The following is a 25,917-nucleotide window of genomic DNA, read 5'->3' on the forward strand; positions in this document are numbered from 1 at the left end:
TGCGGCACGCCGCCCCGGCGGCGCGCGCCGAAGGCGCGCGCCCTGGAATAAGTAAAGCCAGATTCCGCCACACCCCGAACCGCTGCCCGTCCCGTCTCCCGCTGGGCACCTGGCAGGCAGCGCAACCGGCCGGACAGACAGGCTCGGTCCACCGCTACCGGGGCCGCGCGACTCCTGGCCTCCGTCCACGCCCAAATGCCTCTGACTCGACGGCAATTCGGTGACCCACTGACCCCGCTCCGAGGCGGCACGGAATTTCCAGAGTTCCCGGTGGCGCGGTGGCGTTCATCACGGAGAAATTCCCGCCCTCTGTCAGTGGTAACTCATACAATTCAAAGGCAAGTTGGCTGCGCCTGACCAGGGCGTATGCAGGATACGCGCCCTGTGAGCGCAAAGGAGAGAAGCCATGAATTCCCGTTACCTACTTCCTGATTTGAGTCTTTGGAGGCCGCGTCATGTCTGCCGAATCCAGCAACTGCGCCCCGCGCAAAACCCGCCCGTCCGCCGCGTCGTCCGCTCCGGCCGGGCGTTCCGACGTGCTGGCGCGCGAACTACGTCTGCAAGCTCTCTCAGAGGCGGACCGTGACCTTATACGGCTCGTCAACGATCCGCTCTTTTCGCGCTGGAAGGAGCAGATCAAAGCAATCGGGGGCTGCGCCAACCCGATATACCTGTCCGGCTCGACGGTCACCTGCGATGCCGTCACGGGTGAGGTGATCTCGTCCTACTCGACGGACGGGGAGCCTGGTGAGCGGCTGGCCGTGCGCTGCCGTAACCGGCGTGCCTCGGTGTGCGAGCCGTGCTCTCGCCTGCATGCCGGGGACACCTTCCAGCTCGTCCGTGCGGGCCTGTCCGGTGGCAAGGGTGTACCCGATGCGGTGCGGGATCGTTCCCGGCTGTTCGTCACCCTGACGGCCCCGTCGTTCGGACCGGTGCACCGTGTGCTGGACGGCGAGCGGTGCCGTCCTCGTCGGGATGATCCGCGCTGCGAGCACGGGCGTCGGCTGGGCTGCGGCCTGGTGCACGCCGACGATGACGCGCTGGTGGGTCTGCCGCTGTGCCCGGACTGCTACGACTACGTCGGCCATGTGCTGTGGCACGCGCATGCCGGGCGGCTGTGGGACCGGTTCACCACCGCCGTGCGGCGCCATCTCGCTACGGCCGGTGGGGTGCCGCGCTCCAAGCTCGGGGACCACCTGGTGGTGTCGTTCGCCAAGGTCGCCGAGTTCCAGCGACGGGCGGCCGTGCACTTCCATGCCGTCGTGCGTCTGGACGGCCCGGACGGCGCCGACTCGCCCGCTCCCGCCTGGGCGACGGAAGACGTGCTGTTGGATGCGGTCGAGCAGGCTGCCGCCTCCAGTTTCGTGCGCGTGCCGGACTCGGGCGCCTACGGGACGGAACGGCTCGGCTGGGGCAGGCAGTTCGACGCCCTACCGATCCGCTCTTTCCCCGATGGTGACGGGCCGTCAGATGCGGCGGTCGCCGGGTACGTGGCCAAGTACGTGAGCAAGGGCGCGGCCGAGACGGATGCCGGACTGGACTACCGGTCACCGGCCTGGAGGACATCCGCGCGGCCGTCGTCAGCAGCCACGTACGCGCCCTCATGGGGACCTGCTGGCGCCTGGGCGGCCTGGCCGAACTGGAACACCTCCGGCTGCGCTCCTGGGCTCACGCGCTTGGCTACCGGGGCCACATCCTCACCAAATCCCGCCGCTACTCCACCACATACGGCGTGCTGCGCGAGGAACGAGCCGACCACCGCCGGGGCGCCCCCAAACCCGTGGACGGCCCGGACACAGTCACGGAATCAGCCTGGCGCTACGTCGGCTCCGGCTACACCCCCGGAGAGGCCGACATCGCCGTCGGAATCGCCGAGGACTACGCCATGAACCGCCAACTGGCAAAGGAAGATGCCGAAGACCGTGCGCAATGGAAGTACTACTCATGACTCATCCGAGCGCACGCGAATGGGGTCGGATGCAAGCGGCAAAGTCTCCGGACTGGAGCGAGGAACACTGGCGCCGGATATCACGGATCCTAGGCGTTGATCTGATCGAGGAACACAGAAGCAATCAAGCCCAGAGAACCCGCCACGAGCTGAGAAAGGCAGCATAGAAAAGAGCTGAGGGGACGCAGAAAACCGCGTCCCCTCAGCCGCCTCTTACCTTCAGTCCTCGGTCCACCTGGGAATGAGTAGATCCGGATTGAACGGCCGCCTTCCGCCACCGCCAACAGGAAGGACGATCACTGCATGCAGTGCCTCTCTGATCAGTGCACGCTTTTGCGCCATGTCAAGCTCGTTCGAATACCACTTCTGACGCACGTCATCCGTCACCGCAGATGCACGCTGAACACGCAAGGCGTGCTGGGTCCGCTCCTTACGCAACTCTTTGATCCGGGCCTCCATCTTTTGGTTTTCAGGGAAGAACAACTCATCCGAGATCTCATCTTCCTGCCATGCGCCCAACATCTTCCGTTGCTTCTTCGTCAATCGGTCAAGCTCCTCTTCCCCTTCCCACTTTGCATCGATCTCCTTCTTCGCCGCCTTACGCTCCTCCAGCTTCGCCAATACGGCCTCGGTGATGTACTCATCAACCTTGGCGCCATTGCGGCCGCTACCGCCGCATCCGCCCATGGATCGGGATGGGCACTGGTATACGTATCCGCCCGAGAGATCTGGTCGCGCACTTGCCCTCAACGGCGCGTTGCAGATTTGCCCGTCCGCCTTAGGCTTCCCACACCGAAGAATTCCCGTCAGCAGATAAGACGGAGTTCGGTAGTCGGTGATCGTCCCGTCCGCCTTGATGTTGGGCCCAACTCGCGACGAGAAGAGCGCATCAATCGCCATCCATTCCTTCGGAGTGATGATGGCCTCCCACTGCCCGACGATCGGGATTCCGTCGGCGTCGCGCACCAATTCTCCGTTGTGCTTGCGCCAACCGCACAGGCGGGGATTCCACAATGCGAGTTTGAGAGCCCGGGACTGCCACTCATTCCCGTGGACCGTGCGCACCCCATCTTCCCGCCATTTCGCGAGAATGGAATGCAACGACTTCCCCGCGATGACGTCGCGAGCCGCCTGGGCAAGAAGCTCAGCTTCCTCAGGGCGCAGAGTCCGCTTGTCGTCGTTCCAACCGAACGGCCGCTTACCGCCGACCGGAATTCCCAACTCGGACCGCCGACGGTGCGACCTGCGCGTCCGGCGCTTGATCTTCCGTACCTCGGCCTTGGCGATCACCACACCGAAGAGTCCCATGGACTCAACGTCCTCGTTGTAGAGGTCCTTGATCCCCTTGGCGTCCGCGTAGACCCGGCCGTCCTCGTAGGTCAGTGCGTCCACGAACCGTTCGTAGTCACCGACTCGCCTCACAAGTCGGTCGTCGGCAACAACGATGGCTCCGCGCACCACCTGGCCGTCCGGCAGACGTCCGGCCCTCAGCACCTTCAACATGGCCTCGAAGTCCGGCCGGACAACTTCGGCCTTGGCGGCAGAGAGATCGTTGTCGGTGTAGTAGTGCACGATCTTGCACCCCACCCTGGCGGCCGTCTCGTCGTTCACCTTGTGCTGGTCCTCGACCCCGTGACTGTCCCTGGCCAGGTCCGCCGAGATGCGCGCGTACGCCACCACCGGAACCAGCTGGTCATCGCTGTTCAACTCGAACTCCCCCTACTCTCCCGCTCGGTCTAATACTGCACGAGAGGCATAGGTATCACCAGCAGTACCTGGACAAGAACCCGGCGGGGTACTGCGGGATCGGCGGGACCGGTGTGTCCTGCCCGATCGGCGTGGCCAAGGCCGATGGGTGAGAGTGCGGACCCCGACGCGGCCTTCGACGGGGGCTGGATCTTCGAGGAGAACCTGCGGCCGCTGTGCGAGTCGGTCGCGGAGTTCTCGGGCTACGGCTTCGACGACTCGGACTGGCAGGCCATCGAGACCGCCCTCCCGGAGACAGACGTGGAGCGGCCCGACGGCTGGTACGACTACCCGCTGTCGGGCCGCGTGCCGCTGACGCTGCTGGTCGCGGCCGACCCTGGGTCGTCAGTCGTCTTCGTCCGGCTCACCGGGGAACCCGACGACCGCACAGGGGCACAGATCGCAGCGGCGCTGCGTATTTTCTGCTGGTACAGGGTCTGCTGAAAAAAATTCTCCCGGCGATGTCGAGAATCCGGGACCGGCTCCGTCCCCGAGGTGAACGCGACCACAATGGGTCGCACAGCACCGAGGAGAAGACGATGGCCAAGTACCTGCTGCTCAAGCACTACCGCGGCGCCCCGGCCGCGGTGAACGACGTGCCGATGGACCAGTGGACGCCGGAGGAGATCTCGGCGCACATGCAGTACATGCGTGACTTCGCGGCCCGGCTCGAGGAGACCGGCGAGTTCGTCGACGGTCAGGCACTCGCCCCCGAGGGGACGTGGGTCCGGTACGACGGCGAGGGACGCCCGCCGGTCACCGACGGGCCGTTCGCCGAGACCAAGGACCTCATCGCCGGCTGGATGGTGATCGATGTCGGCAGCTACGAGCGCGCCGTCGAGCTGGCCGGGGAGCTGTCGGCCGCCCCTGGGGCGGGCGGGAAGCCGATCCACGAGTGGCTCGAGGTACGCCCGTTCTACGGCACGGCGCCCACCATCACGGAGTGACCTCACCGATGAACGAGGCCCTGCTCCGGAGCCTCACGCCGAGCGTGCTCGCCGTCCTCGTCCGCCGCGGAGCCGACTTCGCGGCGGCCGAGGACGCCGTGCAGGAGGCGCTGGTCGAGGCGGTCCGTCTCTGGCCGGCCGACCCGCCGCGGGATGCGAAGGGCTGGCTGGTCACCGTGGCCTGGCGCAAGTTCCTCGACCATGCCAGGTCGGACGCCGCCCGGCGCCGGCGTGAGGACCTCGTCGAAGAGGAACCGGCGCCCGGGCCCGCGCCCGCCGTGGACGACACGCTCCAGTTGTACTTCCTGTGCGCCCACCCGTCGCTCACGCCGTCGTCCGCGGTCGCGCTCACCCTGCGCGCCGTCGGCGGGCTCACCACCCGGCAGATCGCCCAGGCCTACCTGGTGCCCGAGGCGACCATGGCCCAGCGCATCAGCCGGGCCAAGCGCACCGTCTCCGGCGTGCGGTTCGACCAGCCCGGCGATGTCGCCACCGTGCTGCGCGTCCTCTACCTGGTCTTCAACGAGGGCTACTCCGGCGACGTCGACCTCGCCGCCGAGGCCATCCGGCTCACCCGGCAGCTCGCGGTCGCCATCGACCACCCCGAGGTGGCGGGGCTGCTCGCGCTCATGCTGCTCCACCACGCCAGACGCGCCAGCCGGACCGCACCCGACGGCGGCCTGGTGCCGCTCGCCGAGCAGGACCGCGGCCGGTGGGACACCGAGGCGATCGCCGAGGGCGTCGTGATCCTGCAGGCGGCCCTCGCCCGTGACCGGCTGGGCGAGTTCCAGGCGCAGGCCGCCATCGCGGCCCTGCACGCCGACGCGCCCACCGCCGAGGAGACCGACTGGGTGCAGATCGTCGAGTGGTACGACGAGCTCACGCGCCTGACCGACAGCCCTGTCGTCCGGCTCAACCGCGCGGTCGCCGTCGGCGAGGCCGACGGACCGCGCGCCGGACTGGCGGCCCTCGCCGCGCTGGACGACTCCCTGCCCCGCCACTCCGCGGTGGCGGCGTACCTCCACGAGCGGGACGGGGACCTGGCGAGGGCGGCACGGCTGTACGCCGAGGCGGCGCAGAAGGCGTCCAACCTCGCCGAGCGCGACCACCTGACCCGCCAGGCCGCCCGGCTCAACGCCCGCTGGACGCGTTGACGGGGCGCCCTCGCGAGCAGCACGGGGCGCCCTCGCGAGCAGCGGGGGTCGAGGGGCTGTCATCGAGCGGCTGTCGGACCCTGCTGCTTTCATGGGTGCATGACCAGCCGAAGCGTCGTCGTGGAGCGGCGTGTCGCCGCGGGGCAGGGTCCCGTGTGGGAGGCGCTGACCGATCTCGCGGGGATGGAGCGCGTGCTCAGCGGGGTCTCGAAGGTCGAGGTCGTCACGGAGGGGGCCTTCGGGGTCGGCACGCGGTGGCGGGAGACCAGGCGCATGTTCGGGAAGGAGGCCACCGAGGAGATGTGGGTGACCGCCTGCGAACCGCCCGAGCGCTATGTCGTGGAGGCCGAGTCGCACGGCACCCGCTACGTCTCGGAGTGGCTGCTGCGGGCGGACGGGCCGTCGGCGACGACCGTCCGTATGACCTTCACGGCCGTGGCCCCCAGCGGTGTCCCGGGCCTGCTCGCCAAACTCCTGGGCGGCGTGGGCGCGCGGGCGGTGAGCAAGGCCGTCGCCAAGGACCTCGACGACATCGCCGCGGCGGTCGAGGGCGGCGGCAGCCACTGACGCGCGCGGACGACGACTCGCGTGGACATCGACTCGCGTGGACATCGGCTCGCGCGAACATCGGCTCGCGTAGACCTCGACATGCGCGGACATCGACGCGGCGCCATCGGCTCACGCGCACAGCGACCCGCGCCGACAGCGACCCGCGCATGACGCTCAAGGAGCGACCTCGGCTCCTCGAAAACGTCAGCGAATCCGGGACGCCCCGCCTACGATCCGTCCCATGCTGATTCACCGAGCGTTACAGATGCTCATGACCCTCGTCGTCGCCCTGACCGTCGCGGTCGGGGCCGGTACGGGGACGGCGCTGGCCGAGGAGGGGACGGCGCGGTCCGATCGGCAACTGCTGTTCTACAACCACGCCTACGGAGTCCTCGACCGCGAGACCGCCGACGCCGTCGAGCACTCCGCCTATCTCAAGGAGTTCGCGAACTTCCAGGTCCGCACCACGACCGGTGCCGGCGGACAGACCTGGACCGGCCGGTACCTGATGGGCCGGGAGACCTACATCGAGCTGTTCGGAGTCGGTGACCTGCCCGGCCAGGACGGCACCCTCGGTGCCGCCGGGATGGGGATCTCGACCGAGCGTGCCGGTGACATGACGACCGTGGTGGAGCGGCTGCGGAAGCAGGGGATCGCGGACCCGTTCGAGTTCCGGCAGACCCGGGACTTCGGCGACGGCGTGCCCGTACCATGGTTCGACTCCGTCCTCACCACCGACCAGTACGACGTCTTCGGCGCCTGGGCGATGGAGTACCGCCCGGAGTACTTCGCCGACCCGCGCAGCAACACCGAGCCGCCCAGCGGGCCCACAGACGTGGGCCGGGAGCGCTACCTTTCCGACGCCTACCGTGACCACCTGATGCGGGACGTGACGTCCATCCGCCTCGCGGTCACCGAACGCGACCTCGCCAACACGGTGCCGCTGCTGCGGGCCGGCGGGTTCGGCGTCCGGTCCACGCCGGACGGTGGGGTCGTGGCGTGGGGAGGCGGTACGACCCTCCGGTTCGACGCGGTCCCGCGTGACCGGGTGGGCCTGCGTCAGGTGACGTTCGCGCTCAACGAGGCGGTGACGTACCGGCACGAGGAGCGGATCGGCCGGTCGACCCTCACCGTCGGCCCCGGCGCCCGTGCCGTGTGGGAGTTCGGCAGCTGACGGCTCCGCCGAGGGGGCAGCGGGCCGACGGCGCCTGGGACGACCGCGGCCCGCGGCCCGCTCACACCGACGACGCCGGCGTCCCCGTGCCCGCCGCCCCCGCCTTCGTCGCGTCCGTCCCCCAACTGGCCAGCAGCCGCAGCGCCTCCGCCGACGGCGACCCCGGCTCCGCGTGATACGTGATCAGCGTCTGCTCCGTGCCGTCGGGCATGCGGAACGACTCGAAGTTCAGGGTCAGCTCGCCCACCAAGGGGTGCTGGATGTGCTTGACGCCGTAGGTCTTCTCCTTGACGTCATGGGTGGCCCACAGCCGCCGGAACTCCTCGCTCTTGACCGAGAGTTCGCCGACCAGGGCGGACAGGCGCGGGTCGTCCGGGTGGCAGCCCGCGTCCATGCGCAGATAGGCGACCATGTCGGACGCCTTCTGGTCCCACTCCACGAACAGGTCGCGGTACTCGGGCTTGAGGAACACCAGCCGCGCCCAGTTCCGCTCCTGCACCGGCAGCTCCGACCAGTCGCCGAAGACCGCCGCCGCCATCCGGTTCCAGGCGAGGATGTCCGAGCGGCGGCCCGCGATGTACGCGGGCACACCGTCGATCGAGTCCAGTAGCTGCCGCAGCGCCGGCCGCACCTGTTCCGTCCGCGCGGCGGGCTTCTTCTTGTGCTGCTTCGGCTTCGCGAGGTGCGTGAGGTGCGCGTGCTCGGCGTCGCTCAGCCGCAGGGCCCGCGCGATCGCGTCGAGGACCTCCGCCGAGACGTTGCGCCCGTTGCCCTGCTCCAGGCGTGTGTAGTACGCCACGGACACCCCGGCCAGCTGGGCCAGCTCCTCGCGCCGCAGCCCCGGCACCCTGCGGTGCCGCCCGAAGTCCGGCAGCCCGACGTCCTCCGGCTTCAGCCGGGCACGCCGGGTGCGCAGGAACTCGCTGAGCTCGGCGCGCCGGTCCAGGCCGGCACCGCTGCCACCGCCACCGCCACCTGTGCCGGTTCCGGGTCCGAGCACGGATTCGGGCTTTTCGTCCATGCCTCAAGTATTCCCGGTCGTACGCCCATGAGCCTGACCCCGCCAGTGGTAGGACCGGCGAGCGTACGTACAACCGAGGTCTGGGTGGCTGGGCTTCCTCCCGGCAGGCTGGGGGCCGCGCCCGGACGGACAGTGAAGACCAGAAGGCAGCCGGGCGCGCGAACCCCCGCTAGGAGATCCCCGGCATGACCACCGTTGCCGCGTACGCCGCACCCGCCGCCAAGGCTCCGCTGGAGCGCACCACCATCGAGCGCCGCGAGGTCGGCGAGTTCGACGTCCTGATCGACATCAAGTTCGCCGGTATCTGCCACTCCGACATCCACCAGGCACGGGAGGGCTGGGGCGAGGCGATCTTCCCGATGGTCCCCGGCCACGAGATCGCGGGCATCGTCTCCGAGGTCGGCTCCGGCGTGACGAAGTACAAGGTCGGCGACCGCGTGGGCGTCGGCTGCATGGTCGACTCCTGCCGTGCGTGCGAGAACTGCGAGGCCGGTCTGGAGCAGTACTGCCTCAAGGGCAACGTCGGCACGTACAACGCCCTCGACAAGAACGGCGAGCCGACCTACGGCGGCTACTCGCAGAAGATCGTCGTCGACGAGAACTTCGTCGTCCGTATCCCCGACGGCCTGTCCCTCGACGTCGCCGCGCCGCTGCTGTGCGCCGGCATCACCACGTACTCCCCGCTCAGGCACTGGAACGCCGGCCCCGGCAAGAAGGTCGCGATCCTCGGCATGGGCGGCCTCGGCCACATGGGCGTGAAGATCGCGCACGCGCTCGGCGCCGAGGTGACGGTCCTCTCGCAGTCCCTGCGCAAGAAGGAGGACGGGCTGAAGCTGGGCGCGGACCACTACTACGCCACCAGCGACCCGAAGACCTTCGAGGAGCTGCGCGGCACCTTCGACCTGATCCTCTCCACGGTCTCGGCTCCGCTGAACCTGGACCGGTTCCTGTCCCTCCTCAAGACGGACGGCGCCTTCGTGAACGTCGGCGCGCCCGAGGAGCCCGTCTCCCTCAACCTCTTCTCGGTGATCGGCGGCCGCAAGACCCTCGCGGGCTCCGGCATCGGCGGCATCCGGGAGACCCAGGAGATGCTGGACTTCTGCGCCGGGCACGGCCTCGGCGCCGAGATCGAGCTGATCGACGCGGACCGGATCAACGAGGCGTACGAGCGGGTGCTCGACAGCGACGTCCGCTACCGCTTCGTGATCGACACGGCGACGATCTGACGCCGACGCCAGCGCCGATCCCCCGGCCGAGGGCCCCGGAGCCGCACTGCTCCGGGGCTCTCAGTGTGTCGCCGTACGACGCCCCAGCAGCCACAGCAGATACGGCCCGCCGACGAGCGCGGTGAGGGCGCCGACCGGGATCTCCAGCGGGGGCAGCAGGGTCCGGGCGGCGAGGTCGGCGGCGACGAGGACGATCGCGCCGGTCAAGGCGGCGTTCAGCAGCGGGAGTTGTGGCGTGCGCGTCAGTCGCCGGGCCAGCTGCGGCGCGGTGAGCGCCACGAACCCGATGGGCCCCGCGGCTCCGGTCGCCGCGGCGGCGAGGACGACGCCGAGGACGGTGAGCGCGAGCCGCGCCCGGTCCACCCGTACTCCCAGCCCGGCTGCCGTGTCCGGATCGAGCCCGAGTGGCCGCAGGGCCCGGCTCGCCCACACCAGACCCGGCAGGGAGAGGACCAGGACGACGGCCAGGGGCCCGGCCTGCGCCCAGCCCCGCCCGTTGAGGCTGCCGGTCAGCCACAGCTTGAGCTGCTCGGCCGCCTCCAGTTCGCTGTCGGTGAGATAGAGCTGTACGACGGCCGACAGCGCTACCCCGATGCCGACGCCGGTGAGCACGAAACGGCTCGGCTGCATGCCGTGCCGCCAGGCGAGCACATAGACGAGGGCGGCCGCGAGGAGTCCGCCGAGCACCGACACCACGGGCATGGCACCCGGCGAGCTCACGACCCCGGTCGCGAGCGCCAGCACGGTCGCCGCGGCGGCCCCGTGTCCGACTCCGATGACATCCGGGCTGGCCAGCGGATTGCGGGTGACGGTCTGCACCAGGGCGCCGGCCAGACCGAGCGCGGCGCCCACGAGGGCGCCGAGGGCGATACGGGGGACGCGCAGCTCGTTGACGACGAGGTCGTGCGGGCCGGATCCGGTGCGCAGGGTGCGCCAGACCTCAGCGGGCGCAAGGTACGTCTGGCCCGCACAGGCCGCGGTGAGCATGACGGCGGCGAGCAGGACGAGGAGGACGGCGGCGACCGCCGCGGAACGGCGGTGGAGGAGCAGGGAGACGCGGGGACGACGGGGGCGCAGGAGGACGACGCCGGCGGGCAGCCGGCACGAGCGGTGCCGTGGCGGGGTGTCCGGCGCCTGTGGGGTGCCGCCCTTGCGTATGCCGGGCGCCGCCCCGGCGGGACGACCGCTCGCGACCTGACGGCCCCTCACGACACGGCCCTTCACGACACGGCCCCTCTCCTGCGCACCAGCACCACCAGCACCGGCACCCCCACCAACGCGGTCATCACCCCGGCCGGCACCTCCGCGGGAGCCCGTACGACCCGCCCCACCACATCGGCCGCCGGCAACAGCGCGGCCCCCAGCAGCGCGGACAACGGCAGCACCGACCCGTACCCGCCCCGCACCAGCCGCCGGGCGAGATGCGGCACCGCCAGCCCCACGAACGCCACGGGCCCCGCCGCGGCCACCGCGGCAGCGGTCAGCAGCGTCGCGCCGAGCGCCGCGCACCCCCGTACGACAGGCACCCGATGCCCCAGCGCCCGGGCCGTCTCGTCGCCGAGCGCCAGCGCGTCCAGCCCTCGCGCGCACGCCAGGACCAGCACCGCCCCGCCGACGAGGAACGGCAGCATCCGTACGACCGTCCCGGCGTCCCGTCCGCTCAGCGCCCCCACCTGCCAGAACCGGAACTGGTCGAGCGTGGCCGAGCTGGAGGTCAGCACGACGGTGGTGGCGCCGGCTGTCATCGCCGACAGCGCGGTGCCCGCCAGCGCCAGCTTCACCGGCGACGCCCCGCCGCGCCCCCGCGCCGCGATGCCGTACACCAGGCACGCGGCGACGACGGCGCCGGCGAAGGCGTACCAGACGTGGCCGCCGAAGCCGTCCGAGAGCCCCAGGGCGAGGGCGAGGACGACCCCGGCCGCGGCGCCCTGGCTCAGCCCGAGGATGCCGGGATCGGCGAGCGGGTTGCGGGTCACGGCCTGGAGCGCGGCCCCGGCCATCCCGAGCGCGGCCCCGGCCGCCAGCCCCACCTCGGTGCGCGGCAGTCGCAGCGACCGTACGACGAGCGCGTCCGGCGAACCTCCGCCGTGCAGCAGGGCGTCGAGCACGGCGGACGGCGGTACGGCGCGGGTGCCGACGGCGAGGCTGAGCACGGCCACGGCGGCCACCACGAGGGCGGCCACCGGGAAGGCCAGACGGTGACTCATCGATCAACTCGTCGTCGCCGTACGCGATCCACCTCGTCCGCGGCTCACTTGCCGAGGTGCTCGGCGAGTTGCCGGATGACCAGACGCGCGGCGGTGGGACCGGCGTTGAGGTACCACGGGTCGTCGTCCACCCGCACGGCGTGCCCGGCCTCGACCGCCTTCATCGACTTCCACAGCGGCCCGGCCACCACGCTCGCGGCGTCCGTCTTCGCCGGGTCCCCCTGCACGGAGTAGAAGATCCAGTCACCGTCGGCGGTGTCGATGCTCTCGGGGCCGATGTCCTCGGAAATGGCGTGGAACCGCTGGGACTCGGGCCGCTTCAGTCCCATGTCCACGGCGAGGGAGCCGGTGAAGGAGGAGACCCCGAACATCCGGGTGCGGTCCGGTGTGAAGCGCACCATGGAGACGGCGGGCTGTCCCCCGATCTCCTCGCCCTTCCTGCCCGCCTCGGCGACGATGTCGTCGAGCAGTTCCCGTGCCTGCTGCCCCTTGCCCACGGCCTCACCGACGAGCAGCAGGTCGCGCTTCCAGTTGATGCCGTTGCCGGCGGTGATCACGGTGGGCGCGATCTTCGACAGCTTGGGGTAGAGGTCGCCGAGCGAGTCGTTGGCGAGGATCAGGTCGGGCTTGGCCGCAGCCAGCGACTCGAGGTTGGGCGCCTGCCGGGTGCCGGCGTCGGTCATCCCGGCGAGCCGCGCCTTGTCCTTGGGGAAGGCGTCGGCGAGGTAGTCGGGCACGAGCCCGGCGTTGTCGGCGCGGGTGGTGGCCGTGGGGACGATGCCGAGGGAGAGCAGGTCGTCGAGTTGCCCGGTGCTGAGGACGGCGATCTTGTCGGGCTCGGCCTTGAGGGTCGTACTGCCCTGGAAGTGCTTGACGGTTCGGGGGAAGGCGCCGTCCTGGTCGGTGTCGGCACCCATGCCGTCGGCGAGGGTGCTGGGCGCGGCGGCGGGCCCGTCGCCTCCGGCGGCGCCGATCACCTGGCTGCGCGAGCCCTCGTCCTTCTTGCCACCGCCGGCACCGCCGCCGGCTCCGCCGCCCGACCCGGACGAGCAGCCGACGAGCAGCCCTCCGACGACGGCCGTGGCCAGGGCGGCCTTCCATCCGACTGCACGCACGACTACTCCATTGCTACGCCGACGACGAGGAACGAACACTGCGAAGCGACACGATTCAGCATCGCTAAGGCAAGGCTTACCTTAACCCGGCCGCCGTTAAAGGGAACTCGGGGCTCCGCAGGGCGCAGTACCGCGGGAGTAGAGCAGGCCCCTCCCTGCGACCGATGTGCCGTGCGGCGGTCCTGCCTAGCGTGAGACCTGGAGCCAGTCCGATCCGTGCACACGAGGAGGCAGCCCCCGATGACCGTCGAGCTCAACCACACCATCGTCGCGGCGCACGACAAGAAGGCGTCGGCCCAGTTCCTCGCCGACGTCCTGGGCCTGGAAGTGAGCCCGCAGTACGGCCCCTTCATCCCGGTCGAGATCCCCAACGGCGTGACCCTGGACTACGCGGACACGACCGGCACCATCACGCCGCAGCACTACGCGTTCCTGGTGTCGGAGGACGACTTCGACACGATCTTCGCCCGGATCCGGGAGGCCGGCCTGACGTACTGGGCCGACCCGTACCACCGCCGTCCCGGCGAGATCAACCACAACGACGGTGGCCGCGGCGCCTACTTCGAGGATCCGAACGGCCACAACCTGGAGATCCTGACGAGGCCGTACGGCAGCGGCGGCTGACGCACCGACGCGCCAGGCGCTCGCCCCCTGGGCCTGCTTGGCATGACCGGCAATCCCCTTACAGCTAGCGACAGGTGAAGGCGGCCACCCCATTCGGGTGACCGCCTCCCAGTCGGCTCAGGTCAGTGCACAGGCGGGCGTCAGACGGCCGACCCGGCCTTCCACTGCGCCCAGTCCATGTTCCAGCCGTTGAGGCCGTTGTCCGGCGCGATCGTCTTGTCGCCGGTGTTCTGGACGACCACGACGTCACCGACGATCGAGTTGTTGTAGAACCAGTAGCCCGCGGTGCCCTTGTCGTTGGCGCCCTTGGTGTCGGACAGGCCCACGCAGCCGTGGCTGGTGTTCACGCTGCCGAAGATGGACTTGGCGCCCCAGTAGTTGCCGTGGATGAAGGTGCCGGAGGTGGACAGGCGGATGGCGTGCGGCACGTCCTTGATGTCGTACTCGCCCTTGCCGTCGTCGTCCGTGAAGCCCACGGTCGCGCCGTTCATGCGCGTCTCCTTGAACTTCTCGGACATCACCATGATGCCTTCGTAGGTCTTGTTCTCCGGGGAACCGGCGGAGATCGGGATGGTCTTGATCGTCTTGCCGTCCTGCGTGACCTTCATCTGCTTGGTCTTCGCGTCGACGTAGCTGATCTGGTTGCGGCCGATCTTGAAGGTGACCGTCTTCTCCTGGACGCCGTAGACGCCGTCGGAGCCCTCGACGCCGTCCAGGGCCATCTTCAGGGTGACGGTGGCGCCCTCCTGCCAGTACTCCTCGGGCCGGCAGTCCATGCGCGTGTCGTTGAACCAGTGGCAGGCGACCTCCTGGCCACTGGTGGTGGAGACGGTGACGCCCTTCTGGACGGCCGCCTTGTTGCTGATCGCCTTGTCGAAGTTGATCGACACAGGCATGCCGACGCCGACGGTGGAGCCGTCCTCCGGCGTGAAGTAGCCGAGGAAGCTGTTCTTCGGGGAGACGGTCGTGAAGGAGGCGTTCTCGTGGGCCTCCAGACCCTTGGCGTCCTTCGCGGTCACCGTGATCTTGTAGGTCGTGGAACGCTCCAGCTGGGCGCTGGGCTTCCAGCTGGTCTTGTCCGCGGATATCTCGCCCTCGACCGGGGCGCCGTCGGCGGTCTTCATCGCCACCTCGGTGAGCGTGCCCTTGCTCACGGTGACGGTGGCGGAGTTGTTGATGGAGGCGTTGTCGGTGCCGTCCTCGGGCTTGATCTTGATCTGGGCCGCCGAGGTCTTCTTGGCGGCCGCCTCGTCGACCTTGGACTGCGAGGTGTCGCCGCCGTCGCTCCCGGAGGCGTTGTCGTCGCCGCCGGAGCAGGCCGAGAGCACCAGGACACCGCCGAGCAGTGCGGACGCGACCGTGAGGCCCTTGCGCCGCTTACTGTTCGTCATCACACGCTTCTCCATTGTTCCCGAATCCCCAAAACCCCGAGAGTCCCCGTCAAGAATCTTCAACGCTACGACCGGTTCGTCCCGTTCCACATCTCCGATATGTGTGGGGCACACCACCTTTGCCGAGGCACGGTGGTGCGGATGTCGGTCAGTGCGCCCCTTGAGACGACGAAACCCCGGGCGGCGGTTGCCGCCCGGGGTCACGATTTCCCCAAGACGCCTCAGCCGACCCGCTTCGCCGTTTCGTCGTCGAAGTCCTCGTCGACATCATCCTCGTCGAGGCCCCATTCGGGCGAATCCGGATCGTGGTCGATGCGCTCGCTGGACCAGGAGGCCTGCGCGAGTTCGACCCCCGGCACCTCGCTGACCAGGTCGAACGGATCAATCAGATACGCGAGGGCCTCCGCGGTGTCTTCCGTCACAGCGCTCTCGGCGTGCGCCCGTTCGTCGGCCGGCATCGTGCCGTCGTCGGCGACGCGGCGCAACGCGGCCTCGGTCAGGGCGTCCTCGTCGCCCACTTCGAGGACGACTTCCACGCGAATTCGTACAAAGCGTGATGTTTCTGGAGTACTCATGCTCGGAGAGTACGGCTCATTCCCCCCGTGACTTTCCCGTGACCCGCCACTTTCACTAACATCGCTCCACACGGCCAATTCGCCAGTACCGCAAGGGGATCGATATTCCGTGTCCGCCGCTCACCGATCGTCGTCCACCGCACGCCGATCGCTGCTGACCGCCACCGCCGCGGGCGCCCTGCTGGGCGCCCTGTGGTTCGTGCCCTCCGCGAACGCGACGGGCGAGGAGCCGGCGAGAACGGAGCCCTCGGCTCCGCAGATGACGCAGCAGGCACGGGCCACCTCCGCGAGCGCGGACGGCACCGCCGACGACGGCACCCGGCTCGCCGACACCGGAAGCTTCGACACCACGCCGTACATCGTCGGCGGGACCGTCTTCCTCGCGCTGGGCGCGGGCTTCGTCGCCTACTCGGTGCGCCGGGAACATCTCGGTTTTTGAAATTACTTGACGCTCGCTTCACCTGCGCCTCATAGTCCGCCCATGAAGAGATCATCGGGCGTGCGCGCAGCCGCCACGGTTGCCGTGAGCGCGCTGTCGCTCGCCCTTGTCACGGGTTGCGGGGGTGACTCCGGGGGTTCTGACGCGAAGGCGCTCAGCTCCGCGGAGTTGAAGAAGTCGATCATCGCCCAGGGCGATGTCGACGGGTACAAGGTGGACGCGTCCGGCAAGCAGTTGCCGAAGTCCAAGGACGCCATCAAGAGCGGCGAGGAGCAGTGCGCGCCGCTGGCCTACGCCATGGGCGGCCTGGCGCCGGGCGACTCGGCCTCGAACACGGCCGTCATGGCCACGGAGGACAAGAAGAAGCCCACCGACAACGCCTCCAAGTCCTTGGAGGGCCTGACGGAGGGTGAGATCGAGGACTCGTTCACCGACGCGCTGAGCCTGAACATGACGGTCGTCGGACTCTCCTCGTACGACGGTGACGGCGCCGAGAAGACCTTCAAGTCCGTGTCGGACGCGGTGGAGAACTGCTCCGAGGGCTTCCCCCTCACGATGCAGGGCACGGACCAGAAGCTGACCGGGATCACCGCGGAGAAGGCGTCCGGCGCCGGTGACGAGTCGGTGGCGTTCACCGCGAAAAGCGACGCGGAGGACGGCGACGTGGCCACCACGCACGTCGAGGTGGTGCGCCACGGCGGCACCATCGCCACGTACTACACGATGAACCTCGGCCTGATGATGACGGACAAGCCGTACGACGTCCCGGCCGCCCTCATCGACGCGCAGGCCGCGAAGCTGAAGTAACCCGCCCTCGCACAGCACCGGGGCCCTGTCGGTCGTACGACAGGGCCCCGTTCCATGTCAGCGAAGCGGCCGGGCGTCAGTGCAGCGGCCAGGTGTCACTGAAGCGGCCCGGCGTCACTGAAGCGGCCCGGTGACCTTCTCCGCCGCCGCCACCAACTCCCCGCCGCGCACGAACGCGTCGGCCGCGGCGAGGTCGGGCGCCAGGAACCGGTCCGGGCCGGCGCCCTGGACTCCGGCGGCCCGCGCGGCGTCGATGACCGCCTGGGAGGCCGGTGCCGGGGCGAGTCCCTCCCGCAGCTCGATGGCGCGCGTGGCGGCGTACAGCTCGACGGCGAGGACCCGCGTGAGGTTGTCGACGGCCGTACGCAGCTTGCGGGCGGCGGACCAGCCCATGGAGACGTGGTCCTCCTGCATGGCGGAGGACGGAATCGAGTCGGCGGACGCGGGCACGGCCAGCCGCTTCAACTCGCTCACCAGGGCGGCCTGCGTGTACTGGGCGATCATCAGCCCCGAGTCGACACCCGCGTCGTCGGCCAGGAACGGCGGCAGACCGTGGCTGCGGTTCTTGTCCAGCAGCCGGTCGGTGCGCCGCTCGGCGATGGAGGCGAGGTCGGCGACGGCGATGGCGAGGAAGTCCAGCACATAGGCCACGGGCGCCCCGTGGAAGTTGCCGTTGGACTCGACGCGCCCGTCCGGCAGGACGACCGGGTTGTCGACCGCCGAGGCCAGCTCCCGCTCGGCGACCAGCCGCGCGTGCGCCATGGTGTCCCGCCCGGCGCCGGCGACCTGCGGGGCGCACCGCACCGAGTAGGCGTCCTGGACGCGGGGCGCGTCGTCCTGGTGATGACCGGTCAGCCCCGAACCCTTCAGCACCGCCAGCATGTTGGCGGCGGAGGCGCCCTGCCCGGGGTGCGGGCGGATGGCGTGCAGTTCGGGCGCGAGCACCTTGTCGGTGCCGAGCAGCGCCTCCAGCGACAGGGCGGCGGTGACGTCGGCGGACTTGTAGAGGGTGTCGAGGTCGGCGAGGGCCATGACCAGCATGCCGAGCATGCCGTCGGTGCCGTTGAGGAGGGCGAGGCCCTCCTTCTCCCGCAGCACGACGGGCGCGATGCCGTGCGCGGCGAGGAGCTCACCGGCGGGCCGCACGACCCCGTCCGGGCCCTCCGCGTCGCCCTCCCCCATGAGCGTGAGGGCGCAGTGGGAGAGCGGGGCCAGGTCGCCGGAGCAGCCGAGGGAGCCGTACTCGTGGACGACGGGCGTGATGCCGGCGTTGAGGACGTCGGCCATGGTCCGCGCGACCTCGGGCCGTACGCCCGTATGCCCCGAGCAGACGGTCTTGAGCCGCAGGAACATCAGGGCCCGTACGACCTCCCGCTCCACCCGGGGACCCATCCCGGCGGCGTGCGAGCGGACGATGTTGCGCTGCAACTGGGCCCGCAGCTCCTGGCTGATGTGCCGGGTCGCCAGGGCGCCGAAGCCGGTGGAGACGCCGTAGACGGGGTCGGGCTTGGCCGCCAGCGCGTCCACGATCTCGCGGGCCGCGGCGAGGGCCGCGAGCGCCTCCGACGACAGCTCGACGCGGGCTCCGCCGCGTGCCACGGCGAGGACGTCGGACGCGGTGACCCCGGACGTCCCCACCACCACAGTGTGCATATCCATATTCAGGAGCGTACGCAGTGAAGACGAAGATGTCACTACTGGGCGGCCGGTACGACCCTTACAGCACCGGTCGGCACATCACGGCCGACGGCCCCGGAACCGCCGCCGCTCCACGACCCCCTCCTCCCCCGCCGGCTCGGCGTCGGCGAGGCGTACGACCGGGTCGTCCGGCCCCTCCCGCCCGGCGACCACGGGCTTGTCGGCCCGTACCGCCTTGGCCTGGTACTGGGCCGCGTCGGCGAGCCGGAACAACCGGCGGGCGGAACGCACCACCCCGATGGGGTCCGCCGTGGACGCCACCCCGCACGCGACCCCCTCGCCCAGCTCCAACTCCGCCGCACGCCGGCACAGTTCGTCCGCCGCCTCCACGACGTCGTCGGCCGACGCCCCCACGACGAGCAGACAGAACTCGTCACCACCCAGACGCGCGGCGAGGGCGCCGGGCAGCATGGCGCCGCACAGCGACAGCACCGACCCGAACCGCTCCAGCAGACGGTCCCCGACGGCATGCCCCCGGGTGTCGTTGACGCGCTTGAGCCCGTTGAGATCACAGACGACGAGGCTGACGACGACGCCATCGGCGCGGTGCCGCTCGATCGCCTCCTCCAACCGCACATCGACGGCACGGCGATTGGCGAGCCCGGTGAGCGCGTCGGTGAACGCCAGCCGCCGGGCCTCCTCCAGCCGCTCGCTCTGCCCGATCCCGGCGGCCACGACGGAGGCCAGCACGGTGGCGAAGTCGGCGTCACCGCGGTCGAAGACGGGAGAACCGACGGAACGGGCCACATACAGCTCCCCCCAGGCCCGCCCGTTCAGCACGATGGGCGCGACGACACAGCACCCCCGCCCTCGGCGCCGGAGAGCGGCCACCCGCTGGTGGCAGTACCCGGGATGCCCGGCGGAGAGACCGTCGGCGGTCTCCACCCAGGCGTTGGGCTCACCGCCCGCGGCCCACCGCTCGTGGAGGAACTCGGCGATCTCCGGGAACTGGTGCACGGGATACGCCTCGTCGCTCGGGAACTCCTCCTCCCCCTGAGCCCGCTCGCCGACATTCACGAGCACCCGCAGCCGCCCGAGCTCCCGCTCCCACACCGACAGCGCGGCAAAGCTCCCGGCCAGCGCCCGGCACGCCCCCAGCGCCGCCGCCCGCCAGGACTCACGCGGGGTGTGCGCCGCCGCCATCCCCTGCGCCAACGCCACCACGGCCGCGAGCCGTCTGTCTTCACCCATCACTCCAGGCTAGGACGTACGGGGCGAACCGGGACATTGATACGGCGCTTGGAGTGACGGACGAGACCGCGCGGGCAGCACGGGACAACCGGCGGGCGACCGCCCACCAAGCCCCGTCCTCGACCTCCAGCCCGGCCGGCCCGCGGATCCAGCCCGCGCCCGACCCACGGCCCGCTTGGCCCTCACTCCCCCTACTCGCCCGGCCACTGCGGCCTCCGCTTCTCGTTGAACGCCGCCACCCCCTCCGCCCGGTCCCCCGAGAAGGCCACCGCCCGCCAAGCCGCGTCCTCGACCTCCAGCCCGGCCCGCAGATCCAGCCCGTGCCCGACCCGCAGCGCCCGCTTGGCCGCCCGCAACCCCACCGGCGAGTTCACGGCGATCCGGGCCCCCAGGGCCAGCGCCTCCTCCCGGTCCCGCCCCTCCTCCACCAGCTCGTCCACCAAGCCCAGCTCCCGCGCCTCGACGGCCTCGACCCGCCGCGCCGTGAAGATCAGCTCCGCCGCCCGCGCGGCCCCCACGCGCCGCGGCAGCAACTGCGTGCCCCCGCCCCCCGGGATGACCCCGACCGACACCTCGGGCAACCCCACCACGGCCGTACGGTCGGCCACGATCACGTCACAGGACAACGCCAGCTCGAAGCCGCCCCCCAGCGCGAAGCCGTGCACCGCCGCGATCGTCGGCACCGGCAGCTCCAGCACCCCGGTGTACGCCCCGCGCGCCACCGGCCGCTGCCGCACCAGTTCGGCGTCGCTGAAGGAGTTCCGCTCCTTCAGATCCGCCCCGACGCAGAACGCCCGCTCATGCGTCGAGGTCAGCACCACCACCCTTACGCCCGGGTCCGCGCCCAGCGCCGCGCACGCCGCCGCGATGGAACGGGCCATCTCGGTCGAGACGGCGTTCATGGCCTTGGGCCGGTCGAGGGCGAGCTCCGCGACATGCCCGGCACCCCCGTCACTTACATGCCCGTCACCCCCATCACCGTGTCGCCGCACCAGCACGAACTCCCCGTACCGCTCCTCACGCATGACACCCTCCGGTTAACGCGGGTTAACAACACTCGCCCCGATCATCGCAGCCGTACCCCTCCGGGAAAAGGCCCCTCTGCGGTCCCCGGGTCGAGGCCCGACACCCCGTTCGAGTGACATACCGCCCAACTCCCGCCGCGCCGCCGGCGCCAGCGCATAACGTGCGCGACACCGCGGCGCATCGGGGGCGCGAGCGCGTTGGGAGGGGCGTGATGGGCGTGACGACGCAGACAGCGACGGAATCCGGGACGGTCGGTGAGGACGGGCCGGCCACCGCCCGCCTCTTCGGTCCCCGCGGCCGCCACCGTCGCCCCCGCCCCCGCAAGGCCCTCCTGGCAGCGGGCGGCCTCGCCCTGGCGGCCGGCGCGCTGAGCCTCCTGCGCCTGACCCCCGACTCCGACGTCACCACGCTCGGCACGGCGGAGTCCGACCCCGCTCCGGTCTCCGGCACGGACACGGAAACGGACCGCTCGACGAACGCCGCCGCCACTGTCCCGACGCGGCACCCGAAGGCAAGCCCGACGGCGACCTCCGCCATGGGCGGCGCGGGCACCGCGCCTACGACCGCCACGGTCGTCGTACCGACCGGGAACACCACGGCCGAGCCGCGGCCGGGCGGCCCTGCCACGACGACGGGCGAGTCCCCGGCCCGCACCCCCGCGCCGGCCCCACCGGCGAAGCCCACCCACGCACCAGACCCGGCCAAGCCCGAGCCCCCGGCTCCGGCGCCGGACCAGACCCCCACGAATCCCCCGGCCCCCCAGCCGGACCAGCCGGACCAGCCGGACGACGGCGACGTGTGCCTCCCGGTCATCGGCCTGTGCGTCGACCCTCCGAGAAACGCCGACTGACCACACGCCGCACCGCGACGCCGCGAAAGGGGCGCGGGCCGCCCCGACGGCGCTCACTCGCCCGCGACGGACGCCCTCCGCGTCAAGAGCCACGGCTCGACGACCCCGAGCCCCCGCACCGGCCGCTGCCACATCGGCTGGAGCGCGAACCGGTACACCGGCGGCTCCTCGCCCTCCTTCTCGGCGGCGGCCGCCGCCTCCGCGGCCTCCGCCTCCGACGCGGGAGCCTCACCCGTTCGGATGAGCTCCTCCGCGAACGCGCTGTCGACGAGGACCGCGTCGCGCGGGGCTATGGAGGTGAGCCGGGAGGCGAGGTTCACGGTCGTACCGAAGACATCGCCCATACGAGTGGTCACCGTGCCGAAGGCGATGCCGACCCGCAGCTCCGGCATCGTCTCGTCGTTCGCCATCGTCTCGATGAGCCGCAGGGCGATCTCCGCGGCGACCCCCGCGTCGTCGGCCGCGTACAGGACCTCGTCGCCGAGGGTCTTGATCAGCCGTCCCCCGCGGGCGGCGACCAGGTCGGCCGCGGTGGTCTCGAAGGCCTCGACGAGTTCGCCGAGCTCCTCCTCCTCCATACGACGGGTGAGCCGCGTGAAGCCGACCAGGTCCGCGAAGCCCACGGCCAGGCGCCGGTCGACCATCTCCTCGTCGTCGGCGGCCTGGACGACGCGGCCGGTCGCGGCGGCGAGCTGGCGGCGCCAGACGTAGACGAGGAACTCCTCCAGCTCGGGCAGGAGCAGCTCGATCAGGGGATACGTCACCTCGGTCCGTGTCATTCCCGGCTCCGGCGGCTCGGTCAGCCCCTCCAGGAACGAGTCGATCTGCCACTCGGCGAGCCGGGCGGTGGTCTGCCCGGTGGATCTGGCCACCTGCACGGCCATGGCCTCGCTAAGCAGCCCCGCCTCGACGAGACCGGCCAGGCGCCTGAGCGCCAGGACGTCGGCCTCGGTCAGCGCCTTGGCCTGCCCGATGTCGGCGAACCCCATGGCCCGCCAGAACCGGGACGCCAGCTCCATGGAGACACCGGCGCTACGGGCCGCCTGAAACGGGGTGTAGCGCCGCTCGGCGCCGAGGATGAGCTGTTCGAGGCGCAGGGCGAGCGGATCCTCGCCGGGGTCGGCGGCGTGGGGGTCCACCCGGCCGTCCGCGCCCGTGCCGGAGCCCGTGTCGTCGACGGTCACGCCTGCTGCCTTTCCGATCTGCCGCGGTCAGTAATCGACCGGCCTTCACTTTACGGCAGGTGTGGGCCACCTCACTCCGCCAAGCCCGTCCAGCGGACTCACACCGACCGCACGTGCACGATGTCCCCGGCACCCACCGGTTCCTGCACCCCGTCCCCGGTCGCCAGCACCAGTCGCCCGTCCCCGTCGATCGCGACCGCCTCCCCGGTGATCGCCCGGTCCCCGGGCAGTTCGGCCCGCACCACCCTCCCCAAGGTCGCGCACCCCGCCGCGTACGCCTCCTGCAGCCCGCTCACCGCCGGATCCCCCGCCGCGGAGCGCCACCGCCCGTACCACTCCTCCAGGGATCGCAGCACCGCCCGCAGCAGCGGATCGCGGTCCGTGCTCACGGCCCCGGCGAGCGCGAGCGAACCCGCCTGCGGCACCGGCAGCTCGTCCGCACGCAGGGTGACGTTGATGCCGACGCCGATGACCACGCCGGCGTTCCCGGCCCGTTCCGCCAGGATCCCGCCGGCCTTGCGTTCCTCCCCGCCGACGGTCACCAGCAGGTCGTTGGGCCACTTGAGTGCCGTGTCGACGCCCGCCGCCCGTGACAGCCCCGTCGCCACGGCGACCCCGGCGAGCAGCGGCAGCCAGCCCCAGCGGGCCACCGGCACCTCGGCGGGGTTGAGCAGCACGGAGAAGAACAGCCCCGAGCGGGCCGGTGCCGTCCAGTCGCGGTCCAGGCGCCCCTTGCCGGCCGTCTGCTCCTCGGCGACCAGGACGGCGCCCTCCTCGGCCTTGCCCTCGGTCGCGAAGGCCACCAGGTCGGAGTTGGTGGAGCCGGTGCGCTGCACCACGTCCACGTCGCGGTACAGGCCCCTGTGTCCGCCGTCCCGCACGAGCCCGCGCCGCAGCGCGGCGGCGTTGAGCGGCGGACGGTCCAGGTCGGACCAGCGGCTGTCGTCTGATGCATCTCGCGGCGTCATGCAAGCCACCCTAGGTGTGGCAAACGCCGCACTGCCGATCGGTAGGCGCCCCACTACTCTACGGATGAGTAACCGTCCCCCCTTTTGAGCAGGCAGGGAGCCACATCCCGATGTCCGAGCCGGAAGAGCGTCACGAGATCCAAGAAACCCAAGGGATCGACATCCACACCACCGCGGGCAAGCTCGCGGATCTCCAGCGCCGTATCGAGGAAGCGACGCACGCCGGCTCCGCACGCGCCGTCGAAAAGCAGCACGCCAAAGGCAAGCTGACGGCGCGTGAGCGCATCGAGCTGCTCCTCGACGAGGGGTCCTTCGTCGAACTCGACGAGTTCGCCCGGCACCGCTCCACCAACTTCGGGCTGGACAAGAACCGCCCGTACGGCGACGGTGTCGTCACCGGCTACGGCACGGTCGACGGCCGCCCGGTGGCCGTCTTCTCCCAGGACTTCACCGTGTTCGGCGGTGCGCTGGGCGAGGTCTACGGCCAGAAGATCGTCAAGGTCATGGACTTCGCGCTGAAGACCGGCTGCCCGGTCATCGGCATCAACGACTCCGGCGGCGCCCGGATCCAGGAGGGCGTGGCCTCGCTCGGCGCGTACGGCGAGATCTTCCGCCGCAACACGCACGCGTCAGGGGTCATCCCGCAGATCTCGCTCGTCGTCGGGCCCTGCGCGGGCGGTGCGGTCTACTCCCCCGCCATCACCGACTTCACGATCATGGTCGACCAGACCTCGCACATGTTCATCACCGGGCCGGACGTCATCAAGACGGTCACCGGTGAGGACGTGGGCTTCGAGGAGCTGGGCGGCGCCCGCACCCACAACTCGGCCTCCGGGGTGGCGCACCACATGGCCGGGGACGAGAAGGACGCCATCGAGTACGTCAAGCAGCTGCTGTCGTACCTGCCGTCCAACAACCTCAGCGAGCCCCCGGCGTTCCCGGAGGAGGCGGACCTCTCGGTCACCGACGAGGACCGCGAGCTGGACACGATCGTGCCGGACAGCGCGAACCAGCCGTACGACATGCACGCGGTGATCGAACACGTCCTGGACGACGCCGAGTTCTTCGAGACGCAGCCGCTGTTCGCCCCGAACATCGTCACCGGCTTCGGTCGGGTCGAGGGCCGCCCGGTGGGCGTCGTCGCCAACCAGCCGATGCAGTTCGCCGGCTGCCTCGACATCCAGGCCAGCGAGAAGGCGGCCCGCTTCGTGCGGACCTGCGACGCCTTCAACGTCCCGGTCATCACCTTCGTCGACGTCCCCGGCTTCCTGCCCGGCGTCGACCAGGAGCACGACGGCATCATCCGCCGCGGCGCCAAGCTGATCTACGCCTACGCCGAGGCCACGGTCCCGCTCATCACGGTCATCACCCGCAAGGCATTCGGCGGCGCCTACGACGTCATGGGCTCCAAGCACCTGGGCGCCGACCTCAACCTCGCCTGGCCGACCGCCCAGATCGCCGTGATGGGCGCGCAGGGCGCGGTCAACATCCTGCACCGCCGCACCATCGCCGAGGCCGAGGCGGGCGGCGAGGATGTCGAGGCGGTGCGCGCGCGGCTGATCCAGGAGTACGAGGACACCCTCCTCAACCCCTATGTGGCGGCCGAGCGGGGCTACATCGACGCGGTGATCATGCCGTCCGACACCCGGCTGCACGTCGTACGGGGCCTGCGTCAGCTGCGCACCAAGCGGGAATCCCTGCCTCCGAAGAAGCACGGCAACATCCCCCTCTAGGCCCGCTGGGAGCCGCCATGAACATCAAGGTCCTACGGGGCAACCCGACACCGGAGGAGCTGGCCGCCGCACTGGCGGTGGTCCGCGCCCGCGCCGCGGCGGCGGCAGCCACGCCGTCCGGCGCACCCACCCCGCGCGACTCCTGGTCCGACCCGTCCCGCATCGCGGCCCACCGCCTGCCGCAGCCGGGGCCGACGACGTGGGCGCGTACGTACTGGCCGGGCTAGCGCCATCGCCGCGCTCCCCGCGCCATCGGGGTGCAGGTGACCACCGAAGCCATACGACGGGCACAGCCGATCCGGGCCCACCGGATCGGCTGTGAGCGGCAGGTTCCCGCGGCGTGG

25 protein-coding genes and 2 pseudogenes are annotated in these 25,917 nt (G+C 70.7%); 15 read left to right on the forward strand and 12 right to left on the reverse strand.

Annotated features, from left to right (window positions below; translation table 11 throughout):
• Window positions 1-455: 455 nt before the first annotated feature.
• Together ABZ078_RS26030 and ABZ078_RS26035 are read left to right on the forward strand one after the other, a co-directional pair.
• Window positions 456-1,484: pseudogene (locus ABZ078_RS26030) on the forward strand (replication initiator); the annotation flags it as partial.
• 119 nt (window positions 1,485-1,603) lie between these two features.
• A complete protein-coding gene (locus tag ABZ078_RS26035) occupies window positions 1,604-1,948 on the forward strand; it encodes a replication initiator (protein WP_356578957.1) in 345 nt (114 codons plus the stop codon).
• Between the two features lie 219 nt (window positions 1,949-2,167).
• Here ABZ078_RS26035 and ABZ078_RS26040 read toward each other — a convergent pair whose 3' ends face one another.
• Window positions 2,168-3,655: a recombinase family protein gene (locus ABZ078_RS26040; RefSeq protein WP_356578959.1), complete on the reverse strand. Its 1,488-nt coding sequence runs from the start codon at window positions 3,653-3,655 to the stop codon at window positions 2,168-2,170.
• Between the two features lie 53 nt (window positions 3,656-3,708).
• On the opposite strand from ABZ078_RS26040, the pseudogene ABZ078_RS26045 reads away from it, so the two are divergent.
• The 6 genes and pseudogenes from ABZ078_RS26045 to ABZ078_RS26070 all read left to right on the forward strand — a co-directional run.
• Window positions 3,709-3,807: pseudogene (locus ABZ078_RS26045) on the forward strand (peptide-methionine (S)-S-oxide reductase); the annotation flags it as partial.
• Window positions 3,800-4,138, forward strand: a complete 339-nt coding sequence (locus ABZ078_RS26050; protein ID WP_356578961.1) for a hypothetical protein — start codon at window positions 3,800-3,802, stop codon at window positions 4,136-4,138. The pseudogene ABZ078_RS26045 and the gene ABZ078_RS26050, both read left to right, overlap by 8 nt.
• Before the next feature lie 95 nt (window positions 4,139-4,233).
• On the forward strand, window positions 4,234-4,641 hold the full coding sequence (locus ABZ078_RS26055; protein ID WP_356578963.1) for a YciI family protein: 408 nt from the start codon (window positions 4,234-4,236) through the stop codon (window positions 4,639-4,641).
• A gap of 8 nt (window positions 4,642-4,649) precedes the next feature.
• Window positions 4,650-5,795, forward strand: a complete 1,146-nt coding sequence (locus ABZ078_RS26060; RefSeq protein WP_356579082.1) for a DUF6596 domain-containing protein — start codon at window positions 4,650-4,652, stop codon at window positions 5,793-5,795.
• 99 nt (window positions 5,796-5,894) lie between these two features.
• The gene (locus tag ABZ078_RS26065; RefSeq protein ID WP_356578965.1) at window positions 5,895-6,362 is read left to right on the forward strand and encodes an SRPBCC family protein; all 468 of its coding nucleotides are present in this window, start codon (window positions 5,895-5,897) and stop codon (window positions 6,360-6,362) included.
• A gap of 247 nt (window positions 6,363-6,609) precedes the next feature.
• Window positions 6,610-7,518 carry a DUF5829 family protein gene (locus ABZ078_RS26070; RefSeq protein ID WP_356579084.1) on the forward strand — a complete coding sequence of 303 codons (909 nt, stop codon included), beginning with the start codon at window positions 6,610-6,612 and terminating at the stop codon, window positions 7,516-7,518.
• Window positions 7,519-7,579: 61 nt separating this feature from the next.
• Here the strand turns inward: ABZ078_RS26070 and ABZ078_RS26075 are convergent, their stop codons facing one another.
• Window positions 7,580-8,539 (reverse strand): helix-turn-helix transcriptional regulator, encoded by a 960-nt coding sequence (locus tag ABZ078_RS26075; protein WP_356578967.1) that lies wholly within the window; start codon window positions 8,537-8,539, stop codon window positions 7,580-7,582.
• Between the two features lie 185 nt (window positions 8,540-8,724).
• Here ABZ078_RS26075 and ABZ078_RS26080 point away from each other — a divergent pair, with 185 nt between their 5' ends.
• Entirely contained in the window at window positions 8,725-9,765 is a 1,041-nt protein-coding gene (locus ABZ078_RS26080) for an NAD(P)-dependent alcohol dehydrogenase (RefSeq protein WP_356578969.1), read from the forward strand.
• Window positions 9,766-9,825: 60 nt separating this feature from the next.
• On the opposite strand, the gene ABZ078_RS26085 is transcribed toward ABZ078_RS26080, so the two are convergent.
• The 3 genes from ABZ078_RS26085 to ABZ078_RS26095 all read right to left on the reverse strand — a co-directional run bounded on the left by ABZ078_RS26085 (window position 9,826) and on the right by ABZ078_RS26095 (window position 13,087).
• Complete coding sequence (locus tag ABZ078_RS26085) at window positions 9,826-10,863, reverse strand: iron ABC transporter permease (protein ID WP_356579086.1); 1,038 nt, start codon at window positions 10,861-10,863, stop codon at window positions 9,826-9,828.
• Between the two features lie 122 nt (window positions 10,864-10,985).
• Entirely contained in the window at window positions 10,986-11,972 is a 987-nt protein-coding gene (locus ABZ078_RS26090) for an iron ABC transporter permease (RefSeq protein ID WP_356578971.1), read from the reverse strand.
• A gap of 44 nt (window positions 11,973-12,016) precedes the next feature.
• On the reverse strand, window positions 12,017-13,087 hold the full coding sequence (locus ABZ078_RS26095; protein WP_356578973.1) for an iron-siderophore ABC transporter substrate-binding protein: 1,071 nt from the start codon (window positions 13,085-13,087) through the stop codon (window positions 12,017-12,019).
• Window positions 13,088-13,327: 240 nt separating this feature from the next.
• Here ABZ078_RS26095 and ABZ078_RS26100 point away from each other — a divergent pair, with 240 nt between their 5' ends.
• The gene (locus tag ABZ078_RS26100) at window positions 13,328-13,711 is read left to right on the forward strand and encodes a VOC family protein (protein WP_356578975.1); all 384 of its coding nucleotides are present in this window, start codon (window positions 13,328-13,330) and stop codon (window positions 13,709-13,711) included.
• Window positions 13,712-13,851: 140 nt separating this feature from the next.
• On the opposite strand, the gene ABZ078_RS26105 is transcribed toward ABZ078_RS26100, so the two are convergent.
• Together ABZ078_RS26105 and ABZ078_RS26110 are read right to left on the reverse strand one after the other, a co-directional pair.
• Window positions 13,852-15,102, reverse strand: coding sequence for an Ig-like domain-containing protein (locus ABZ078_RS26105; RefSeq protein ID WP_356578977.1), 1,251 nt, complete (start codon window positions 15,100-15,102; stop codon window positions 13,852-13,854).
• 221 nt (window positions 15,103-15,323) lie between these two features.
• The gene (locus tag ABZ078_RS26110) at window positions 15,324-15,638 is read right to left on the reverse strand and encodes a hypothetical protein (RefSeq protein ID WP_356578979.1); all 315 of its coding nucleotides are present in this window, start codon (window positions 15,636-15,638) and stop codon (window positions 15,324-15,326) included.
• 190 nt (window positions 15,639-15,828) lie between these two features.
• On the opposite strand from ABZ078_RS26110, the gene ABZ078_RS26115 reads away from it, so the two are divergent.
• Window positions 15,829-16,116, forward strand: coding sequence for an LAETG motif-containing sortase-dependent surface protein (locus ABZ078_RS26115; protein WP_356579088.1), 288 nt, complete (start codon window positions 15,829-15,831; stop codon window positions 16,114-16,116).
• 42 nt (window positions 16,117-16,158) lie between these two features.
• On the forward strand, window positions 16,159-16,923 hold the full coding sequence (locus tag ABZ078_RS26120; protein ID WP_356578981.1) for a hypothetical protein: 765 nt from the start codon (window positions 16,159-16,161) through the stop codon (window positions 16,921-16,923).
• A 114-nt stretch (window positions 16,924-17,037) separates the two neighbouring features.
• Here the strand turns inward: ABZ078_RS26120 and hutH are convergent, their stop codons facing one another.
• The 3 genes from hutH to ABZ078_RS26135 all read right to left on the reverse strand — a co-directional run bounded on the left by hutH (window position 17,038) and on the right by ABZ078_RS26135 (window position 20,837).
• Window positions 17,038-18,576 (reverse strand): histidine ammonia-lyase, encoded by a 1,539-nt coding sequence (gene hutH / locus ABZ078_RS26125; RefSeq protein ID WP_356579090.1) that lies wholly within the window; start codon window positions 18,574-18,576, stop codon window positions 17,038-17,040.
• Between the two features lie 84 nt (window positions 18,577-18,660).
• Window positions 18,661-19,812 carry a sensor domain-containing diguanylate cyclase gene (locus ABZ078_RS26130; RefSeq protein ID WP_356578983.1) on the reverse strand — a complete coding sequence of 384 codons (1,152 nt, stop codon included), beginning with the start codon at window positions 19,810-19,812 and terminating at the stop codon, window positions 18,661-18,663.
• A 191-nt stretch (window positions 19,813-20,003) separates the two neighbouring features.
• A complete protein-coding gene (locus ABZ078_RS26135; protein ID WP_356578985.1) occupies window positions 20,004-20,837 on the reverse strand; it encodes an enoyl-CoA hydratase-related protein in 834 nt (277 codons plus the stop codon).
• A gap of 218 nt (window positions 20,838-21,055) precedes the next feature.
• On the opposite strand from ABZ078_RS26135, the gene ABZ078_RS26140 reads away from it, so the two are divergent.
• Entirely contained in the window at window positions 21,056-21,688 is a 633-nt protein-coding gene (locus ABZ078_RS26140) for a hypothetical protein (RefSeq protein ID WP_356578987.1), read from the forward strand.
• A gap of 53 nt (window positions 21,689-21,741) precedes the next feature.
• On the opposite strand, the gene ABZ078_RS26145 is transcribed toward ABZ078_RS26140, so the two are convergent.
• Together ABZ078_RS26145 and ABZ078_RS26150 are read right to left on the reverse strand one after the other, a co-directional pair.
• Window positions 21,742-22,872 (reverse strand): adenylate/guanylate cyclase domain-containing protein, encoded by a 1,131-nt coding sequence (locus ABZ078_RS26145; protein ID WP_356578989.1) that lies wholly within the window; start codon window positions 22,870-22,872, stop codon window positions 21,742-21,744.
• 98 nt (window positions 22,873-22,970) lie between these two features.
• Window positions 22,971-23,840: a biotin--[acetyl-CoA-carboxylase] ligase gene (locus tag ABZ078_RS26150; RefSeq protein WP_356578991.1), complete on the reverse strand. Its 870-nt coding sequence runs from the start codon at window positions 23,838-23,840 to the stop codon at window positions 22,971-22,973.
• A gap of 110 nt (window positions 23,841-23,950) precedes the next feature.
• Between ABZ078_RS26150 and ABZ078_RS26155 the strand changes: the two genes are divergently transcribed.
• On the forward strand, window positions 23,951-25,573 hold the full coding sequence (locus tag ABZ078_RS26155; RefSeq protein WP_356578993.1) for an acyl-CoA carboxylase subunit beta: 1,623 nt from the start codon (window positions 23,951-23,953) through the stop codon (window positions 25,571-25,573).
• A gap of 17 nt (window positions 25,574-25,590) precedes the next feature.
• Entirely contained in the window at window positions 25,591-25,800 is a 210-nt protein-coding gene (locus ABZ078_RS26160) for an acyl-CoA carboxylase epsilon subunit (RefSeq protein WP_356578995.1), read from the forward strand.
• Window positions 25,801-25,917: the final 117 nt, after the last annotated feature.

The organism is Streptomyces sp. NPDC006385 (assembly GCF_040612485.1).
Classification (GTDB): Bacteria; Actinomycetota; Actinomycetes; order Streptomycetales; family Streptomycetaceae; genus Streptomyces.

What these genes read in the sequence shown, in the direction of transcription:
- ABZ078_RS26035 (WP_356578957.1), top strand. Translation starts at nt 1,604, where the DNA reads ATGGGGACCTGCTGGCGCCTGGGCGGCCTGGCCGAACTGGAACACCTC.
- ABZ078_RS26050 (WP_356578961.1), top strand. Translation starts at nt 3,800, where the DNA reads ATGGGTGAGAGTGCGGACCCCGACGCGGCCTTCGACGGGGGCTGGATC.
- ABZ078_RS26055 (WP_356578963.1), top strand. Translation starts at nt 4,234, where the DNA reads ATGGCCAAGTACCTGCTGCTCAAGCACTACCGCGGCGCCCCGGCCGCG.
- ABZ078_RS26060 (WP_356579082.1), top strand. Translation starts at nt 4,650, where the DNA reads ATGAACGAGGCCCTGCTCCGGAGCCTCACGCCGAGCGTGCTCGCCGTC.
- ABZ078_RS26065 (WP_356578965.1), top strand. Translation starts at nt 5,895, where the DNA reads ATGACCAGCCGAAGCGTCGTCGTGGAGCGGCGTGTCGCCGCGGGGCAG.
- ABZ078_RS26070 (WP_356579084.1), top strand. Translation starts at nt 6,610, where the DNA reads ATGCTCATGACCCTCGTCGTCGCCCTGACCGTCGCGGTCGGGGCCGGT.
- ABZ078_RS26075 (WP_356578967.1), bottom strand. Translation starts at nt 8,539, where the DNA reads ATGGACGAAAAGCCCGAATCCGTGCTCGGACCCGGAACCGGCACAGGT.
- ABZ078_RS26080 (WP_356578969.1), top strand. Translation starts at nt 8,725, where the DNA reads ATGACCACCGTTGCCGCGTACGCCGCACCCGCCGCCAAGGCTCCGCTG.
- ABZ078_RS26090 (WP_356578971.1), bottom strand. Translation starts at nt 11,972, where the DNA reads ATGAGTCACCGTCTGGCCTTCCCGGTGGCCGCCCTCGTGGTGGCCGCC.
- ABZ078_RS26100 (WP_356578975.1), top strand. Translation starts at nt 13,328, where the DNA reads ATGACCGTCGAGCTCAACCACACCATCGTCGCGGCGCACGACAAGAAG.
- ABZ078_RS26105 (WP_356578977.1), bottom strand. Translation starts at nt 15,102, where the DNA reads ATGACGAACAGTAAGCGGCGCAAGGGCCTCACGGTCGCGTCCGCACTG.
- ABZ078_RS26120 (WP_356578981.1), top strand. Translation starts at nt 16,159, where the DNA reads ATGAAGAGATCATCGGGCGTGCGCGCAGCCGCCACGGTTGCCGTGAGC.
- hutH (WP_356579090.1), bottom strand. Translation starts at nt 18,576, where the DNA reads ATGCACACTGTGGTGGTGGGGACGTCCGGGGTCACCGCGTCCGACGTC.
- ABZ078_RS26130 (WP_356578983.1), bottom strand. Translation starts at nt 19,812, where the DNA reads ATGGGTGAAGACAGACGGCTCGCGGCCGTGGTGGCGTTGGCGCAGGGG.
- ABZ078_RS26135 (WP_356578985.1), bottom strand. Translation starts at nt 20,837, where the DNA reads ATGCGTGAGGAGCGGTACGGGGAGTTCGTGCTGGTGCGGCGACACGGT.
- ABZ078_RS26150 (WP_356578991.1), bottom strand. Translation starts at nt 23,840, where the DNA reads ATGACGCCGCGAGATGCATCAGACGACAGCCGCTGGTCCGACCTGGAC.
- ABZ078_RS26155 (WP_356578993.1), top strand. Translation starts at nt 23,951, where the DNA reads ATGTCCGAGCCGGAAGAGCGTCACGAGATCCAAGAAACCCAAGGGATC.
- ABZ078_RS26160 (WP_356578995.1), top strand. Translation starts at nt 25,591, where the DNA reads ATGAACATCAAGGTCCTACGGGGCAACCCGACACCGGAGGAGCTGGCC.